Raw genomic sequence first — 20201 nt, 5'->3', positions numbered from 1 at the left:
TGTTATTTTATTTTTAAAAGACTGTTGCTTCGTCCTAAATGATCGCTGATTGCTATAATTTCCAGACCTGAGTTTTCTACAGCTTCTTTGAATGTAGCAAAGTCGTACATCTGACTTCTTCCGTTAGCCATCGCTGTAAAATAGAGCGAAAACTGTTGTAAAGAGAATGCACCTGTTTCAAATCTTTGTCTGTCCCAAAAGGCGTCTTGTACAAATATGCTTCCGTCTTCTTTTAATGCTTTTTTACATTTTTTAAGGATGATGCTGATGTCATCTTCATTAAAGCAATCCAGGAACTGACTCATCCAGATGATATCGAACTTTCCTTCGATTTCTGAACCTTCATTTAAAATATTAATGGCCTGATACTTTACTTTTGAGGTATTCAATCCTGAAACTTCCATTTCTTTTTTGGCCATCTTGATCTGACCCGGCAAATCCGCAATAGTAAATTCGACCTCTGGCATTTTTTTTATAACATAACGACAGAATTTACCTGTATTACCGCCTAAATCGAGTATCGTATTGAATTTTTCTTCGCTAAGAATATTAAAAGCCTTATCATAAGATATGTCTGAAAAATAGTGATCCAAATCTAACCAGCTTTTTTTTACCTCAGGTGAAAGTTCTGAAAGTCCGTCGTAGATTGTATCCCAATTACCCAAAACCTTTAATCCTTTTGGCTTTTTATCCTTGATACTGTCTTCAAGGAAAAACATTCCGTTATAACATACATCGTTGACAAAATTGATATGGATTTGCGATGCCAATTGTTTAGAAATAAGAAAAAAACCAGTTTTTGTAAGAATGTACCTGTCGTCTTTCTGGTACACTACACCAGCACCTAAAGCAGATTGGAGAAGAACTCTAACGCCGTATTTCCAGACACCGGTTTTTTCTACGATTTCTTCTATAACTATTCCTTCTTCGCCTGCTTTCTTAAGCACATCCATAATCCCTAAGTTCAACATCGTTTTTACGGATTGAAATATCATTGGGGCGTAACATATAAAGGTGGCCTGTCTCTGAGCTTCTAAAGCTGTTAAATTATCTTTATCAAACATTATCTTTTATTTTTTTCTCTATTATATTTTTCTCTATTATACTAATTGCAGTTTCTAATCCGTTAAGTTCTGAAAAGGCTCTTTTCATTTCTCCCGACCTTTCATAGTACCCAGGATCATTCATGATTTTTTTTACAGTTTCATTGATTACCTCTTTCGAAAGCGCATTGTACCTGATATATTCGCCTACTTTTTTATACTTTATTCTCGCCGCTGTTCCCGGCTGATCAAATGATATCGGAATAACCAGCACCGGAACTCCGTTACTCAAGGCATCCATAACAGTATTCAATCCACCATGGGTAATGCACAACACCGCTCTTTCCAAGACTTTACGCTGCGGAACATAATCGCAGATCACGCTGTCTTCGGGCAAAATTTCAGTATTGATTGCAGACAGTTTATTTCCGGTAGAAATCACGAGCTGGGCGTTGATATCCGAAAAGCTTTCCCCTATCATCTCAAAAAGATCAGACCTCATATTCAAAATTGTCCCCAAAGAAATATAAACAAGCGGTTTTCTGTTGAGTTTTTCATACGGGAAACTAATCTCCACTGCATTAGTATTCTCTACAAAAGGTCCTACATTGTGAAAGACAACCGACTTGTGTTTTCTTGGATAATCCAAAAACTCCGGAAGCTGCGCTATTTGCGCTATAGGAGATACAGGATAAAGTGTTTTGGTATAATCGTATGATGGTATTTTATATTCTTCTCTTTTTTTGTTTACATAGTCAAAAAGTGGTTGAAAATCCTTTACAAAATTCTTAAAACCTATTTTATTGCGTAAAATCAGTTTCTCGCTGTTTCCGTATTCCCAATCCAGAAAGAAGGGAGGGATTTCTTCTTCCCAATCCAGATCCAGCCCCATACAAACCGTAATAAAAGGAATATTTTTATACTCCGCAACACACGCTCCTACAGGATCACTTTGATCAACTAGCATATAGTCAACTTTCTCAAGATCTACAAGTTTAGGCAGATCTACAAACCACAACTTAAATAAGCCGATCTGCTGTTTCATCCAAAATCTCATGGCATTCAAACCATGCCTATTTCCCAGTTCTTGCTGTACATTTTTGATGGAGTCCAATGGCAAAGATTTTCCAAGCCTGCAAAATCTGATGCCCGCTTTCTCAATCTTGTCCTTCATGTCTATCTGCTGAAAGAAAACAACGTCATGCCCTCTTTTAATAAGCGCGCTGCCTAATATCAGAAAAGGATTTACGTGTCCTAAAGTCGGAGGTGAAATGATGCCTATTTTAGCCAATGTTTTACTATTTTGAAAGAATAATTATAGATTTATATTTTCTGTATTCATTTATTATCAACACATTACCAATCGCTTTAGTACTGCTTTTATGAAATACGTCCGGAATGATATTCTCTCTGATCATATTTTCGCCAAGCCATAAAGCAAAAGAAATAGAAGTGGGATATTCACCCACAAAGTTCTTATAATAGATAGTTGACTCTTTCGACAATCTATCGTGGGAAAAATTATCTTTTAATCCTGATATGATTACATCAATATTTTCAGGTAATATTCCGTTCCGATCCAAAAGATTTGATATCTCTTTTTTAAACATTTCATCATCAATTCCATAAAATGTAACGACTTCTTCTACTGTAATTGAATTTTGATTTTTTTCTTTTAACAACCTGAAAAAAGCAGCTCCTTCTCCTAAGCAGCCTTCAGATGAGTCTTTATGGTTGAGGAAGTTGTCTTTTAGTACAGAAAACTGATAGTTAAGCGAAATTTCATCTGAAGCCCCAAGTAGAATTTCACTGTGGCCTTCCATTAAATTCATTCTGGCATCCAGAAGAGCTGTTTCAAAAGCATTTCCTCTGTTCGTATAGGTAATATTATAGACGTTAGTTTCTAGTTCTAAGGCCAAATTTCCGGACAAAGTACTGTGCAAAGACTGTATGAATGGATTAGGAGATAAATTCACTTCTTCCTGATCAATCATTTGCAGCGTAAAATCTTCAAAATTCCTAAGGCCTCCCAGAGAAGTACTGACAATAATTCCATCAATATGGTCTTTGTTCCGGTTCTCCATACATTTCAATGCGGCATACATTCCGAATTTTGCGCTTCGGGATCCTCTTCTTACAATATGTGTCTTCAAGCACTCATAATAATCAGGCTCGATTGTCTTGTATACATTCCCTTCGGTCGCTTTTTGTGTGGCAAAATCTTTAAAATCATGATGATCAAAAGGCCCAATGCAGTACGAATTTTCGATATAAAACTTCATATTAGCTTACTTTTGAAAATATTAAAGTTGAACAAAATCCTCCCATGGCAATAGAATTATTCATGATATGACGAATCTCTTTATTAAAGATTTCCCCCATATAGGGCAAGGTATCTTCTATAGGATTTTTAAAATTATAATTAAAAACAGGTCTGTTTTCCTGAAGTGAAATGATCGAAAATATAGACTCTACAACTCCTGCCGCAGCAAGACAGTGTCCTGTTAGTGATTTGGTGGAACTAAATTGCGGAATATCTCCAAAAACCTTCTTCATAGAAGCTATTTCGGTGCTGTCATTATTTCGGGTTCCTGTACCATGCGCATTGATAAAATCTATTTCTGAAGGATCAAGACCAGCTTCTTTCAGGGCTTTTTTCATCGACAGCTGTAATCCGTTAACTTCTTCAGAAGAGGCTGACGGGTGATGAGCGTCATTGGCATTCCCATATCCTGCTATTTTTGCTATAGGCGTTTTATTTCTGTTCTTGGCCGAACTTTCCGACTCCAGAATCAAATAACCTGCAGCCTCGCCAAGATTTATTCCCTTTCTGTCTCTGTCAAAAGGTTTGCATATTTCTTTGTCTAATAATAAAAGGGAGTTAAACCCATTCAATGTAAATTTCGATAATGCATCTGAACCTCCTACTATAGCTATATCACATAAGCCATTCCTAATCATTCTGGCTCCGCACATAATAGTATTGAGAGATGAGGAACATGCGGTATTAACGGATATATTAAGGTTGATTTTCAGAATATCCGCCAGATCTTCTGTTATACTAGCTCCTTCATGATTTTCAAGATAATTCTCTTCAGTATCATTCTGAAAATATGTTTTGTACAGCATTTCCGTCTCCCTCATTCCTCCCACTGTAGAACCTGATATCAGGGCAATTTTTCCTGTATAAGAGTCAATGTCGAAACCTGCATTTTTAATGGCCTCTTTAGCAGCTACTATTGAAAGATAACTGGATCGGGATAAACCTTTATGATCTTCCCCCGACATCTCTTGTAAAGATTTATCACTGTATTTAACTTCTCCAATAGAAAAATGATTGTTGTTGGTCTGCAAATATTCTGGTTTACTTATAAAAGTACTTCCGGAAAACAGATTATTTCTGTTTTCTTCAAGATTCTTTCCCAATGAGGAAATGATCCCCATACCGGTAATTGTAATATTCATATTGGGTTCAGTTTTTTTGCGAATGTAATCCGGCTAACGTGAGACAATGATTTTGTTGTGCAATAAATCTTTTAATAAACTGGCAGGCACAAATTGATTCAGATCCATTATCTTGGCTTCTGATTTTTCCAGTGATAAAAGAATTTGTCTCAGTTTATCGGTAATTTTAAAGCTCACATAATTTCGAATGCACACGATGTAAGATTCATGATTAATATCGACAATTTCGTATTCCTCATTATTAAACTTTAAGAGTGATTGAGCCAGAGGCTTTTTATCATACGTTGATGGTCTGACTCTTTTAAGGAATCTGGCAAAAAAAACGGATCCAATGTTTTTTTTAGGACTCTTGTAAATCATTTTTTGATGAATATGTGTCCACTCCTGCCACTGCGCAGGCTGATTTTTTAGGTAGCCAGTCAGAATATCTACTGTTTTCTGAATAGCATTTTGAGCATAATTCTCATTACCGAAATCCTCTTTGTTTTCGAGATTATGGAAAACGGCTTCTATTCTGTAATCTTCTTTTCTTTCTGCTATTACAGGAACAACAGGAATTTTTAATTTTTGTGATATCTCCATGATTCCAGAAGACAATACCAATTGCTGATTGAAGAAATCTATTTTTTTAACTCTTTTGTCCTGTTGATCAATGTTTCCCTGTATGCCGTCAATATAAATTAATACACTAACCCCTTTCTTTAAATATTTAAATATTTTGAAAATACTTTCTTTCTCGAAAGGGCTAATGGAAACGGGCTGATCAATTTTTTCTTTGGTTTCATTTTCAGTTTTATTTTTCGTCTCCCAATTTACCACATCGTTACTGTCTATTGCCATAGATAAGATCACAAAATCGATATTCAGTATTTTTAAGATGGCCGGAATCTGAATAAAAGCTCCGTAATGAAACGAACAGAACAGTCCTGTTTTGGGTATGAATTCAGTGTTACGAATAGTAATGAGTTCGTCTGTAAAAAGCTTGTAATTACACTGGGTGTCTAATTGATTAATCAGTTGATAAAAAACCACATCTTTAAAAAATGAAGTCTGTCTGTCAAAGGCAGAATCGGCAGCCAGTATATTATGTCCATTTAAATTGGTAAAAAATTGATCAGCCTCTGTTTTTACACTTACAAAAGGATTTTCTTTATAGCTGCTCAGGATATCATTGGTTGAAACATCATGTCGAAGCTTTTCAACATATTCTGCATAATCCCTATAATTGTTAATCATAATCTCAAAATATTCTCATTATTATTACAGTTGACAATGGTAAATATAAAATTTATTATCAATATAACAATCCTAACTTATTAATATTTTTTAATTAAATTCTTCCAAAAATTTAGGTATGAGAAAATTTTCTTTCACTTTTTGAGATTAATTTATCCAGAGACCTTACTGTACATGTAATCTTAGATAACTGAATACATCCATAACATAGCATTGAACGACACAAAAAAAAGACAGATAAGTTATTTTCTGATTTATCCTAAAAGATAACTCTGATTATTATATTGGTCATCGTTTTTGGATAATACAATCGCTATAAATCTTTTACCTAGATGAAAGCTGATATGACTAATTTTCATTATACTGCTTTCATCATTCATTCTTAACCATAACCAATGGTTTATCGCTAAAAAGCTGATAGGTATTGATTATAGATTATCATCATTTTATAAGCAGTTGGTTATTGCAACTTCCCATTGTGCAGACATTTTATTCCATTTTGCCAGACCAGAAGCAGAAACTATCCTTAATACGAAGAAAATATTTATATTTTCATCACCTATAAATCTTTAGAAACAACTCTACAAAAGAAAAGCTAAATTAGTTTTCAAATAGTTAGTTGTATCTTAACTGATTCAAATTGCAACTGTGAAGTAAAAGCGACAGCTTGCATGAAAACTCTTTGAAGATCGGCTAGAAATCTATTAATTCATTACTATCCCTTATTGATTTTTATTGATCTATTAAAACTATTTTTCTTTTGTTGTAATTGAAATTTTATCTTATTTTTATCACAAGAAACAAAACAAAAACGATTATCAACAGTAACTATTAAATCCATAGATACCCCCTTTTTGGTAATCGCTTATTTATTTTCTATTACCATTGAAACAGTTATTAGGGCAAACTTCAGGATCTAAAACTCATCATATTTCAGTATTGTTTTCAATCTTATCTTTTCATTTTTTACTTTATATATCCACTGGTACATTAATTATTGGTTTCAAAAATGACAAACATATAATTATAATGAAGCAGATTAAAACTGACATATACTCTAATCTTTAACTAATGCATTTATGAATAATACAAACCTGATATCAATTTTTACATTATTATTTTTCCTGTCTTGTAAAGTTCAGGCACAAAGTTTTGACAAGAACGCGAAAGATAGTTTAATGCTGTACAATAAAATACTTTCAGAAAAACAGATCCATGAGGATCTTAAAATACTTCTTTCCATAAATGAAAAAGCAAATTCAGGCCTATACCAATACCACACTAAAAAACAAATAGACAGTATTTACAACACTACTATTAAAAGTATTAAAAAGCCTATGAGTGTTATCGAGTTTTACAAAATAATGCTCCATCTGGCAGACTATGAAGGAAGTGTACATAATTATACCATCCCTGATCTCGACTTAATAAATTTTCTAAAACGACAAAAGTCATTTTTTCCTTATCCTCTTATTTATATTAACGAACAAATTATTTTCGATGGTCAATCATCAGATATACCAGCCGGTTCGAGGATCAGAAGCATAAACGGGGTAAATGACAAACAATTGATGCTATCTTTTTATAAATATTATACAGCAGATGGTCATAACATGACAGGAAAGTTATCCGCCAGCGTAAATAAATCGTTTGGAATAAACTATCTGTTGGAATATGGTCTTTGTAATGAATTCATTATAGAATACAATTCACCAAAATCTGAGTCTATTGAAAAAAAGGTACTTTCTGCAGTGACACTAGAACAAAGAGAAACAAACATTAAAAATAGATTTAGTGCTCCTGTTACTGAATTGATAGATTTCAAAAAGCAGCCTCCCTATAGCTTTAGCATGCTTAATCAGACTACAGGTTTGTTAAATCTAAGATGGTTCGGTATGGCATACGGATCCGACGATCCTAAGTTTGAAACCTATGTTCAATTTTTGGATAGTGTTTTTACAGGACTCGACAAAAACAAAGTTTCTAATCTGATAATTGATGTTAGAAATAATCCTGGCGGTAGTGACCCTAACTTTGAACAACCTGTAATGTACCTAACAGATAAACCTTTCAAAGAAAATGTAAAAGCATCTATAATTTTTGATCCAACCTTTTTGCCTTTCGAAAAATATTTCTGGGGTGTTTCAACATCAGAACGAATGGATAGTGTTTCCAAAAAAATGGGAAAAGAATACTTAAAAGATGTGTATCCGGTTTTCAAAAACAATATAAGCATTCAAAACCAAAAATACAATCCGGTTTATCATCCTAAATCACCTAGATTTAAAGGTAATCTTTATCTTTTGATTAATGAAAATGTAGCATCAGCTGCTTCACATTTTGCTTCTCTGGTAAAAGGGTATGTTCCAAATGTTACCATAGTTGGTGTTGAGACTGTTGGCGGTTACTATCGTCATAATGGACATTCACCACTTGTATATGAGCTTCCCAATTCAAAGATAAAAACACAATTTTCAATTGTAAATCTGGTACAGGATGCCCCAAAAAAAGACAATCAGCCAGAGGGCCACGGTATTATGCCAGACTACGAAGTATGGCCATCTCTAGAAGATTTTTTCCAACATAAGGATACACAAATGGAATTTATACTTAAACTTATAAAAACAAAATAATACAAAAAGCTCCAGAGAAATCCGGAGCTTTTTTCGTTTATATTTATACCTGATTCGGATTATGGATACGCAATCAGGAGATATTCAAAAAAAAACTGCACAGAGTCAAAGACAATTGCACAGTTTTAATAAAAATTCATTACTCAAAAAGAGTTTATTTCTTTTTTAAAATCTTATTCTCTTTTTCAATTGCATCTATGCGCTTATTTTGCTCAATTACATACAATGTCAACTCCTCTATTTTCTTTAATAACGCCATGTTCATTTCTGCCAATTGAATACCATTCTTTTCAAATTCTTTTGCCGAAGGGATCTCAGGTAAATGGCTATTTTTATTTATAAAATTTTCAACTTCTTGTAAACTTCTTAAATTATATTCATTTTTAAAAACATAATCTGGTGCAGGAACATTCAAATCTACCTTTACTTCTTTGGAGTGAATTGTACCATTTACAGCTAATTTAGCATCTGGATTTGTAGTACCAATACCAACATTACCACTTATTCCAATTGTCAATAAATCTATAACATTTGATATTGAGTTATGAGGACTATAAGACAATTTAAAAGCATCTCCAGAAGTTGAATTATTCCATCCAAAACTTAAAAGAGCATCATAAGCACCACTATGTCCAAATCTTATGGATCCCCCATTAAAATCATTTAGTTTAAAAACATGCAAACCATTTAAAGGGTTTGTTGTTCCAATACCAACATTACCATTAGATTGAAAAGTCATTTTTATGGGATTTTTAATTCCATTGTCCTGCCCTCCAAATGAAAGATGCAATTTCCCTTCATCTGTATTACTTGGTACCCACGTAAATCCTGAATTCTGAATTCCAGCTCCTCCAAAACAAAGACTAGCCGAAGGCTGGCCAGATACTGCCATAGGTTCTCCAAAATAAATATGAGCAAAATTTTGATCTGGAGTTTTTCTTATTGTTAAACTATTTGTTGGTGAAGTAGTTCCAATTCCAACATTCCCTCCATCAGTAGGAAAAATACTTTGTGCAGAATGAGTTTGTGCAATAAGCAGAATAAGTAGGAAAGTTATCTTTTTCATATTTTATTTTCTTTCTATTTTTTCTATTCTTTTTTTCATATCAACATTTTCTTTCTTCATCTCAATGTTTTCTTTTTTCATTTCAATCATATAAAGTGTCAGCTCCTCGATCTTCTGCAAAAGTTTAGCATTCATTTCTCCTAAATTTATTCCGTTTTTCAGGACTTCTTCTTCATTTGGAATATTTTCCAGATGTCCTTTTTCAACAATGTGCTTTTCAACTTCTTCCAATGTTGGTAAATTGTATTCTTTTTTTAAGACAAAATCCGACCAGCCTGTCATATCTACTTTTACTTCTTTGGAGTGGATGGTACCGTTCACATCTAGCTTGTTGGTTGGGTTTAAAATACCTATTCCCACATTGCCATTATCCATAATAGTAAATCTGTTGGCACACAATCCTCCATTTGTACAACCTAAATTATCATAAGCCCAAAATTGTAAGCTATTTCCATAGCCACCAGTCATGTTGTAAATACTCCAATTTTTTGCAGCGTCATTAGCAGTTTTAGAAGGATTTTCGAGATTAATTTGCCCTCCTATAACATCAGAAACACTAGAGATAATACTACCTTTAAAAATTCCATTACCGTTTACATCTAGTTTCTGCGTTGGATTTGTTGTGTCAATTCCAATATTTCCTTTGTTAATTGTTAGATACGTTTCTGAAGCATTTCCCCATGACTGAATATTGTCCAAGGGGTCTCTCTCCCACCAAGTTCTTGTATCAACATTTGGTGTTTTAAAAGAATCGTCTATTGAAATACCATCATGAAGTCTTGAAGTATACCAATTATTCAGGGCACCATCTCTATATGTCCACAACCTATTTATAATTGTATTTTCCCCCACATTTCCACTTCTTTGATTAATTAATTGATAAGAGTTTATAACAAAACCTAATGGTATAGGTTCGTAACTACTAATTGTACCTTTCACATCTAATTTAGTTGCTGGATTGCTCATCCCAATCCCAACATTACCATCAGCAGGAAAAGTATTTTGAGCAAAGCAAATCTGTGCGACAAAGGATGCCACAGCTAATAAAAAAATCTTTTTCATAATTAATAAATTTGGTTTTTAATAGTAAGTTTTGGTTAAACTCCTTTATTTTTCTGCATAATAACCTCTACAAATAACTCATCAGTATTGGTCTTATAATTTTTCTTTTTAACAAAGTTTAAATGCTTGATAACCCCAAGAGCAGGATTGTTTTCTACTTTATTAAGCACAGCTAAACAACCATTAAAAGAACCTTCCAGCGAAAAAATATAGCTCGTTACCGTAAAACCTTTTTGCGATACGGAATGCGGCTCCTGAAAATCGACAATTTTAAGTTTGTAACTATCACTATAAGAAGTAAGCTGCTTTAATAAATCATTTTGAAATGATTCTGAAATATTTACATTATAATTAGAAAGCGCCTGATCTAACTGCTTTTCTTTTTGAATTAGCTGACCCACCAATTTTGGCATATTACTATCTACGGCTATCTGCTCCTGCTTAGTTCTATATTCTTTGTAATAATTTACTGTATTTGATATAGCAAACGAGTAACATATATAAAGCACCAACAGAAATCCAACTAAAAGCAGTTTATTTTTTTTATCTAACTTCATCTTATTTCAACGTCAATTTTATTGAAAATTCTGTTTCATTCGCTTCATTTTTTCCAAAATGAGTTATTAAAACTTTATCTACCCATTTTAGCTTTTCAATTGCTTCAACCCAAGTGGTAAACGCACTATTGGCGATTGTTGTTCCTGAAATTGTAATTGTTTTTTCTTGTGTAAGGATAGGCTCTTCTAGCTTTACTTTTTTCTCCAAAGGGTTAAAAGTCAACTCTGTTAATAAAATAGAAGAAGGAACTTTATTCGTGATCTCATTTATAATCAGAGAACTTTGAGAAACCGTTTTACCTACAATGTTTTTAACTTTTTCTTCTTTTAAAAGTATTCTTTGCTTTATTTTACTAACATCCTCAATTGAAGATTTATTGACCAACAATGTTTCAGATGTTTCCTGAGCTAGTTTGTAATAGTGAGAGAAAAAGACAAAATTGAGGAGCAGAATTGCTAAAAGTATCCCAACCATAATTTTAAGACTTTTGCCAAAAAACATTTTTTGATTGTATCGATCGTACAATTCTTCACTATAAGATACAATAGAACCTGTATTTAAAGTCGTATTCATTATCAATCTCAATATTCCTGAAAACGCTAATAACTGTCTGTTTTCTATCTTAAGCTCATTAATAGTATAACTTATCGCAGAATCCGGAACACTGGATACTATAACTTGATTTTGTTCGTGTCTTGAAACAATCTGACAATTGGTATAGAGTTCCGTTTCTTCTGTATAATTTATGATTTCGGCTATAGAACATACTCCTAAACTTACTCCTGAAATTGTTATTTTTTGTTTTTCATAGTTTGAAATTATTTCGTTCAAATAGGATTGCCTTGCAATTGCAATTATCGATTTTGTTTTAAGTCTCCAAATTTCAAAATAAAACTCTTCCCAATTTGTATTTGGAAATGCTTTATGTAATAATTTTTCATCAGATGGATCTATTCCAGAGATCTCTTTCTGAATAACCTGATTATTATTTATAATTAAAAAAAATGGTAATTTAGAATCCCATTTCTCTGCTATTTTTCCATTATAATTAACCCTGTCTTTTTTTGCAATTACTAATCCTTCTTTTTTCTTTTCAACTAGCAGTAATGCTACTTTATCTTCATTATTTAAAGTAAAGTGCTCGATGCCTATATATTGTTTGCCTAGCAAAAAGTTGGTTATCGATGGTAATGTCATTAGTAAATAACAGTAGGTTTGATTAAAACACTTAATTTTTTCTTTGAATCTTCTCGTTTACGGGAGCTGAATATCCATTTAATGATAGGAATTCTTGATAGCAACGGTACTCCTGTTCCTGAATCATTTTTAACCGATTCTTCAAGTCCTCCCAATACAATTAAGTCCTGATCTTTAACCCTGATAATCGATGTAAACTCTCTTGAATTAATTCCAGGAGGCGCATCCTTGTCTACTTTCTGACCATTGAAACTAGACTGTATTACTTTGATATCCATTGTTATTTGTCCGTTACCAGAAACCAAAGGCATTATTGTTACTGACAGTTCTGCATCTATAGGCTGGTAATTTTTAACCTCGGAAGCCTGTGGAATTTGTGATCCGTAAAAGTTTTGATTTGTTACTACATAATAAGTCGTTTCTCCAATAGACAAATAAGCCTTATGACCATTTAATGTAGATAATCTTGGGGAAGAACGAACTTTCAAATTTCCATTCGTTTCCATCGCCTTAAGACTTAAATAAAAATTAGGCACAACTTGTCCTATATTTAGAGACCCGAATCCGCTAAAACCATCAATAATTTTATTGATCGTAGAGGCTCCTAGATTAATATCTGCATTAGGAAAAACAGTTCCTGAAGTAGTAACAGGTTTTTCCCCAATACCAGCCTTTATACCTGTTTCAACAGTTGTATTTCGATTCACTTCTAAAAGCATAACCTCAATCAAAATAACCGGAACAGCTTTGTCTATATACTGTATAAAGGATTCAAATCGCTCAATATTTGCTGTAGGGCCATTCACTAAAAAACTATTTAGTTCTTTATCAATTTTTATATCTAAATCCTTCTTTATTTCGTCTGGGATTATTGTTAAAATAGATTCCGAAGGGTTACTGCTGGATGAAGAGGACGAACTACTAACATTACTATTATAATTACTATTTTGATTTTGATAATTTGAGTTCGTTCTATTGTCTGAAAAATTATTGTTTGAATTATATCCTGAACTATAATTTGAATAATTGTTGGTATTATTTAATCTTCCCGCACTTCTCCCTTCTTTTGACGGATCACTTAAAATTTCAATCGAACGATGCATCAAAGGGATGGATTTAATCGTTCTTACTACTAGTTGATCTTTTGTACCAAAATAATAAATAGGACCATTTTTCATAAAGGTAAAAGAACCTCCTGAGGATGATGATACACTTGTTCCTGAGTTATTATTAAATTGTTGTGAATTATTATTTGAAGGACTGCTATTACTATCTGATCTGCTTTCGAATATTTTTGTCAAAAGAGCATCAAAGGTAATATTCTTAGCCTTAACTGTTGCATTACCCGCCCCTTCTAACGGACTTGAAAGAAACATGTTGATATCTAATTCATGTCCTATATCATATACAATACTTGAAATAGGTGTGTTTTCAAAATCGACATCCAGTAATTTTTTATCAGCATCAACTACTGTAAAGAAAAAATTAGATTTTCTTGGTCGTTGTGGCTTGTTTTGCCTTATTGCACCATTTGGATCTGATGTTCCTTCTACTACAAAATTTCCTTCAAGTTTATCAAAAATATAAAAATTGTCTCTTGACTTTGTAACAGTTAGATTATTAGCAAATGCAAGCTTATTAAGGGCTGCATCAAAAGGCATGTTTTTTATATAAACGGTTAAAAGTTGATTTTCCAGACCTGGAGCAAAAACTAAATTCTTAGCACTTACATCCATAATTTTTCTAAAAACATCGTATAATTTATCATCTTTTAAATTCAATGAAAGTAAATTATTTACTAAATCATAACTTACATCTATTGTTTTTAGAGCAGGGATTTCAGCTGGTTTTACATATGATTTTACAGAAAGAATGTTTCCTGTAAAATCAATTGTAAGATTGTATTCCTTACATAAAAAAATAAGTAAATCACCTACAGTTACATTTGAAAAATTATTGACAATATTAATCTGGCTTAAATTGGGCGCTACACTAATATTTAATTTATGTACTTGAGAAACTGCCAATAGAAAACTTGATAATGAGGCCTCTTTAATGTTGACATTAATTTTTTCGTTTAATCCCGGAGCATCAGCAGTAATTGCTTCTATATTATTTTTAAGTTGTAATATTCTATTTTCCTGTGAAAATGAAGTTTGAAAAATTAGTATTAAAAATAGCGTAATTATTTTTTTCATGAATTTAGTTCAATTGTAAATTTTATAGGTGTATTTTACTACAAGAGTAGTGAAAAAACTTCATCAACCGAAGTGATTCCATCTTTAATTAGTAACAATGCATTCTTTTTTAGTGTAAAAATGTTATTTTCTTCCAGATAAGCATCAATATCCAGTTGATTATTCTTGATTAAATTAGATAATTCAGCCCCAATGGGTAAGATTTCATAAATCGCTTTTCGGCCAGAGTAACCTGTATGATAACAATGTTCACAACCTACAGCTACATAATGAGAGTGCAGATTATTAGGAATTTCAAATGAACTCGGAAAAATTTCAGGAGAAATTTTTTCTTCAGCTTTGCAGGTATCACATAATTTACGAACCAAACGTTGTGCAACACTAATATTTAATGTGCTGGCAATTAAAAAAGATGGAATTCCCATATCAATTAATCTTGAGACTGTTGCCCAAGCCGAATTGGTATGTATTGTCGAAAGAACAAGGTGCCCGGTCAAAGCTGCCCTGATTGCCATATTGGCTGTATTAACATCACGAATCTCTCCTACCATTATAATATCAGGATCCTGCCTTAAAAAGGTTCTGAGAGTAGTAGCAAAGTCCAGCCCTATATTTTCTTTTAATTGTACCTGATTAATACCTTCAAGAGTATACTCTATTGGGTCTTCAACTGTTAAAATATTCGTATTAGGTACATTTAGCTTTTTTAAAGTAGCATATAAAGTCGTAGTTTTTCCAGATCCTGTTGGGCCAGAAATTAACACAATACCATTTGGACGTTTTATGTTTTCAAGATAGGCCGTTAATTCTTTCTCTGTAAAACCAAGAGAATTAATATCAATATGACTGGTATCTTTACTTAAAATACGCAACACCACTTTTTCTCCATGCAAAGTAGGCAAAACAGATACACGAACATCAAAATCCTGATAATCTGTTACCATTGTAATACGCCCATCCTGCGGTAAACGTTTCTCTGAAATATCAAGCTGAGCCCTGATCTTTATTTTATTGACTATAATGGGATATTCCTCAACCGAAATATGAAATTGTTCTTTTAGTTTTCCATCCATGCGAAAACGAACTCTGGCATTTTTTTCGTAAGGTTCAAAGTGAATATCACTGCTCCCAATTTCTTTGGCATTTAATACAATTTTTTCTAAAAAATCAGCTGTATAATGAATTTCTGAAACACTATTGTTTGACGTTTTTCTATAATTTGTGCTTAAATAACGATTTATGTTTTCTGTTGTATCCTCTTCTAATTCAACTTTAAAACTTAATAAAATCCCTAACTCATTTTGCAAACTTATAATATCAGAGGCATCTGTCTTTAATAAAACCGCCTGATCATTTTTCCCTATTGGAATAATTCTGTAATAGTATGCTTGTTCTGATTTTACAAGCTGTTGAAATTCTATCGGAATATCGAAATTATCCATTTTAGTAAGCATATAAAAAAGTGCTGTTATATAAAAAAGTCATGATGTATACTGCTCCAAAAAAAAGCGACATATAGCCTGCTAAAGGAACAGTTCTATTTTCTTTATTATTAAGCACAAAATGCAAAATGAGAGAAAAAAGTAAAGAAAAGACAAATAAAACAAAAAAAGAAACTATTGAGAAGGTGCAGCAAATAAAAATAAAAAACAGAACATCACCTATTCCTATTGCATTTTGAAAATTTATATTGCGAAATCGCGTATAGAAAAAACTAACTCCCAAAATAAGAAACACAAACAATAAATTAAAACCTGTATTAAAAACTACGATTGTTAAAGGTACTATAGACAATTGAATCGCAAAAGCTAAAATTCCAACAATAGGATATAAGAACCAGTATACCAGGCGATTTTTAAAATCCTGATATAGAATAATCGCAAATACAATAATTAATAGAAGTTTTAAACACCACATTTAATCGCTTACAATTTGCTTGGGTACACCATTTTGATCAATTTCCCAAACATTAAAAACACCATTTCCATTAAAATCAGTAATAGCAGTAGCTTTTACTTTAAACTCGTTGTTTGTAGACTGAATAATTTCATAAACATAATTAGCACTTCCGTTTTCTTTTGTTGTTTTAGGTGCTTCAAAGTCAATCTCTGTAAAATTTGGACTGTATTTAGAGTACATAAAATAATACTGTTTTTCAGCATTATAAATTGCTTTTAACTGTACCTGAGCCTCAACACTCTTGGCTTTGGTTATTAAAGGCATCAGATTGGGCAATGCGATTAAAAGTAAAATTCCTATAATGGCCAAAACAATCAACATTTCCTGAAGGTTGAAAGAAGGTAGTTTTTTTAATAGATTTTTCTTCAAAACAAGTGTAATTAATTTTTACAAATATATCTTTTTTATTGAGAAAACAAGAAACGATATCATGAGAAATAATTTGTTAATAATTACACAAAACCATAAGATTTTTTTTGTTATTATTGCCTTCGCTTTAAGTCTTGCAACCTATTTTACAACAAACTAAAAATCAGTAATCTAGATTTTTTTTTTTACATTTTAAACGAATGGTAAATTAATAAAAAGTCTTTTCACCTAAAAATATACACTCTTAAAATTTTATATTCAAACCAGACATCTTTATGAAATTAACTACATGCACTTTTTTATTTGTTTTATTTTTAAGTTTTACACATATAAGAGCCCAGACTGAAGGTGAAAACAAAAATTACATTCCAAATATTACTGTTTCTACACCTCAGGCTGCATCACTTAGTAAAGTGGGCGAAATTCCTATTGACATTTCAACAGGCCGAATTAATTATACTATTCCGATATTCGAGATTAAAGAGGGTAATTTTACTATGCCCATCAATTTATCTTATAATTATTCAGGACTTCTTTTAAGTGAAACTCCCGGTTATGCAGGAGTAGGCTGGACTTTTAATATCGGAGGTTCCATCATGCATTCTGTTAACGGACTAAATGATGAAAATCACGAATATAACAAAGAATATGTTTACAAATATTTAAACAAACTACCTCCTTATGATGATGTGACCAGTCCTGCAGGAAGAACTACAATTCAACATTTTTTAGAAAACATAGCCAATGGCATTTTTGATGGAGAACCTGATAAATATAATGTAAATGCAGGTAATTTAAGCTGCAGTTTTTATCTGGACAAAAATAATAATCCTATTTTTTTAAAAAATGAAAACTACAAGCTTTCCGGTTATTCCTACAGTGGCTTTACCTTAACAGATGATCAGGGAATCAACTACGTTTTTAATATTGCACTTGGAGCAGATTTTATATCATCATCCGATATAAACTATAATTATACTTCTTCTTTTTTATTAAAAGAAATTAACTTTCCTAATACTACTAACAAGATCACATTTGAATATGACTCTAATCCGATTAGCTATAATGACTCTAATCAATCCCAAAGTATTATAAAAACAAGCAATCAAATAGCTTATAGTAACCTTTCACTTCGTACAAATACAACAACAACAGTCTTAAATACTCTAAAACTAAAAAAAATAATTACAAGTACTTACACGATTGAATTACAATATAACACTAACCCAGCAGAACCGGCTATCGCTGTAATTACAAACCTAAGCGTAAAAGATAAGTCTTCAAATTCAGTGAAAAGTTATGATTTTTCTTATTCGGGATGGACGGGCCGAAGAACAAATTTGATGAATGTAAAATACAATGGAGCCATTACCAATGAAATGGAATACGACATGAGTACTCCTTATCCTATTATTGCAGACAACAGTGATTATTATAAAAAAGATTTATGGGGCTATTACAATGAAAAAGGCAGACCTGCAATTTACTCTTCTATAAATATCGACAGTAATCCTAATATAAAACCAGATTACAACAGTACTAAAATTGGGGCTTTAACTAAAATTACTTATCAAACCAAAGGATATTCATTAATTGAATATGAACCAAACAAAGTACTTATGCAATCCGGAGAATACAATTTTCCATATGCTGCAGATGCTTTAACAGAAAAAAATTATGGCGCCAATGCACAAAGCAATGGAGAAACGAAAATAGATGATACTTTAGAAATAACTAAAGCTCCTGTATCGCTGAGTCTTAATTATAGTCTGAGAAACTTAACATCCTATCCCAGAACCGATAACAGAAGAGATGCTAAAGTGTTATTAGTAAAAATTGATGATCAAACTACAATCTATAGTACTTCAAAGGGTTGGGATTTTGAAGGAAACTGGCTAGGAGTTGCTACGGTCAACGGAACAGCTACAGCCTATATCTCTACAGCTGGAAAATACAAATTAGTAGCTATTTCAGATCCGGGAACAACAGCATCATTAACAACAAAATTAGAGCAGTTACCTGATAATTTCAATCAAACTGTAGGTGGAATCAGAATCAAACAAATTAAAAATTGTGATTTCAACGGAGAATGTATTACTACAGCTTATAATTATGAGCAGAATGCAAAAAGTACCGGAATAATGCTACAAAGACCTAAATTTTATTCCGGATATTATATTCAGGATAATACAGGATGTAACAGTACTTATGTCAGACAAGACTTTTATAATTATACAAGTGTCTATCCTCTCTCTAATTTTAGAGGAAGCCCTGTACTATATAAAACAGTTGAAAAATCAGACTTTGGGAAAAATCAAAACAATCAATTGCTAAGCAATGGTAAAACTATTTTCACTTATTATGGACAACCTTCTGCAAACTCTTTAGTTGATGAAGAAAATTATTTTTATACTGGACTGTTAAAAACAAAAACAATAAAAAACGAAGCTAATGTAGTACTTACCAATCAGGCAAATACTTATTTATTTGGAGAAAAACGTGACATACCCCAATATGTTTATGCTTTAGAAGTAAAAGCAGTAAGAGAAACTTGGCTTCCTGCTGGCAACGTAATTGGATCAGGATGCATATTACCTTATCCAAGACCAATGAACGATTATCAAGTAAATCAGTTTAGACATGAAGCTAAAAATTATGGTCTATTAACTGATGAGAATAAAAGTTTTTATTATGGTCAGGAAATAACTCAAACCACAGCAAATAACTACAATTTAAACACAGGTTATCTTACAAACCAAATTAATACAAACTCTAAAGGAGAAACATTAGAAACCAAATATTCATATGCAACAGATGCAGTAATGGCAGGCGAACCATTAAGAGATTTATTAATTTCAAAAAATATGATCGGCAGCCCTTTAAAAATAGAAAGTTACAATAATGGCAATAAATTATCTGAAAAGGTAACAAAGTATGGTAGCTATACACCAACTGGTCAATCTCTATTATTGCCTCAATATATTTATGCAAAAAAAGGGAATATTGTACCGGATCAATTAGAGAAAAAAATCACTTTTGACAGTTATGACACTTTTGGGAATATCACCCAATATACCCCTGAAAACGGAAGTCCTGTAACAATTATCTGGGGATACATTAAATCTGTTCCTATTGCCAAGATAGAAAATGCTACAAATGCAGAGGTAGCTGCAGCTTTAGGACTGTCAGATATAAATAGTATAGATGAGAGTAGTCTTGCAGGTATAAACAACTTACGTACAACATTGCCAAATGCTATGATCACGACCTACACTTATATTCCACTGGTGGGAGTAAGCACCATAACAGATCCTAAAGGAGATAAAATAACTTATACCTATGATTCCTTTGGAAGACTTGAATTTGTGAAAGACAAAAACAACAATATCCTTTCTCAAAACCAGTACAATTACAA

13 protein-coding genes and 1 pseudogene are annotated in these 20201 nt (G+C 32.3%); 2 read left to right on the top strand and 12 right to left on the bottom strand.

All coding sequences use genetic code 11. The features are described 5' to 3' along the window. Positions 1-2: 2 nt before the first annotated feature. The 5 genes from A4F88_RS24750 to A4F88_RS24730 are packed head-to-tail and all read right to left on the bottom strand — an operon-like array spanning position 3 to position 5744. Entirely contained in the window at positions 3-1064 is a 1062-nt protein-coding gene (locus tag A4F88_RS24750) for a class I SAM-dependent methyltransferase (protein WP_068845833.1), read from the bottom strand. Further along, positions 1057-2334, bottom strand: coding sequence for a glycosyltransferase (locus A4F88_RS24745; protein ID WP_068845831.1), 1278 nt, complete (start codon positions 2332-2334; stop codon positions 1057-1059). Before A4F88_RS24745 ends, A4F88_RS24750 begins: the two co-directional genes overlap by 8 nt. Before the next feature lie 7 nt (positions 2335-2341). Then, on the bottom strand, positions 2342-3325 hold the full coding sequence (locus tag A4F88_RS24740) for a beta-ketoacyl synthase chain length factor (RefSeq protein WP_068845829.1): 984 nt from the start codon (positions 3323-3325) through the stop codon (positions 2342-2344). A gap of 1 nt (position 3326) precedes the next feature. Then, positions 3327-4508 (bottom strand): beta-ketoacyl-[acyl-carrier-protein] synthase family protein, encoded by a 1182-nt coding sequence (locus A4F88_RS24735; RefSeq protein WP_068845827.1) that lies wholly within the window; start codon positions 4506-4508, stop codon positions 3327-3329. Positions 4509-4541: 33 nt separating this feature from the next. Continuing rightward, complete coding sequence (locus tag A4F88_RS24730; RefSeq protein WP_068845825.1) at positions 4542-5744, bottom strand: lysophospholipid acyltransferase family protein; 1203 nt, start codon at positions 5742-5744, stop codon at positions 4542-4544. Between the two features lie 1079 nt (positions 5745-6823). On the opposite strand from A4F88_RS24730, the gene A4F88_RS24725 reads away from it, so the two are divergent. After that, entirely contained in the window at positions 6824-8377 is a 1554-nt protein-coding gene (locus tag A4F88_RS24725; RefSeq protein ID WP_068845823.1) for a S41 family peptidase, read from the top strand. 154 nt (positions 8378-8531) lie between these two features. Here A4F88_RS24725 and A4F88_RS24720 read toward each other — a convergent pair whose 3' ends face one another. From A4F88_RS24720 to A4F88_RS24685, 7 genes are all read right to left on the bottom strand, one after another. After that, positions 8532-9443 carry a hypothetical protein gene (locus A4F88_RS24720; RefSeq protein WP_068845821.1) on the bottom strand — a complete coding sequence of 304 codons (912 nt, stop codon included), beginning with the start codon at positions 9441-9443 and terminating at the stop codon, positions 8532-8534. 3 nt (positions 9444-9446) lie between these two features. Further along, complete coding sequence (locus A4F88_RS25815) at positions 9447-10505, bottom strand: hypothetical protein (protein ID WP_068845819.1); 1059 nt, start codon at positions 10503-10505, stop codon at positions 9447-9449. 35 nt (positions 10506-10540) lie between these two features. Continuing rightward, positions 10541-11062, bottom strand: coding sequence for a general secretion pathway protein (locus A4F88_RS24710; RefSeq protein ID WP_068845817.1), 522 nt, complete (start codon positions 11060-11062; stop codon positions 10541-10543). 1 nt (position 11063) lies between these two features. Continuing rightward, entirely contained in the window at positions 11064-12260 is a 1197-nt protein-coding gene (locus tag A4F88_RS24705) for a PilN domain-containing protein (RefSeq protein WP_068845815.1), read from the bottom strand. Continuing rightward, positions 12260-14458: a type II secretion system protein GspD gene (locus A4F88_RS24700; protein ID WP_068845813.1), complete on the bottom strand. Its 2199-nt coding sequence runs from the start codon at positions 14456-14458 to the stop codon at positions 12260-12262. The genes A4F88_RS24705 and A4F88_RS24700 overlap by 1 nt, the downstream gene beginning before the upstream one ends. Positions 14459-14496: 38 nt before the next feature. Continuing rightward, positions 14497-15900: a GspE/PulE family protein gene (locus A4F88_RS24695; RefSeq protein WP_068845870.1), complete on the bottom strand. Its 1404-nt coding sequence runs from the start codon at positions 15898-15900 to the stop codon at positions 14497-14499. Positions 15901-16375: 475 nt separating this feature from the next. Beyond that, the gene (locus A4F88_RS24685) at positions 16376-16786 is read right to left on the bottom strand and encodes a type IV pilin protein (RefSeq protein WP_280656152.1); all 411 of its coding nucleotides are present in this window, start codon (positions 16784-16786) and stop codon (positions 16376-16378) included. 275 nt (positions 16787-17061) lie between these two features. Here A4F88_RS24685 and A4F88_RS24680 point away from each other — a divergent pair. Then, positions 17062-20201: pseudogene (locus A4F88_RS24680) on the top strand (hypothetical protein); the annotation flags it as partial.

The sequence above is a fragment of the Flavobacterium chilense genome (genome assembly GCF_001602525.1).
GTDB classification, from domain to species: domain Bacteria; phylum Bacteroidota; class Bacteroidia; order Flavobacteriales; family Flavobacteriaceae; genus Flavobacterium; species Flavobacterium chilense.
This window is presented reverse-complemented; position numbering and strand designations above follow the sequence as displayed.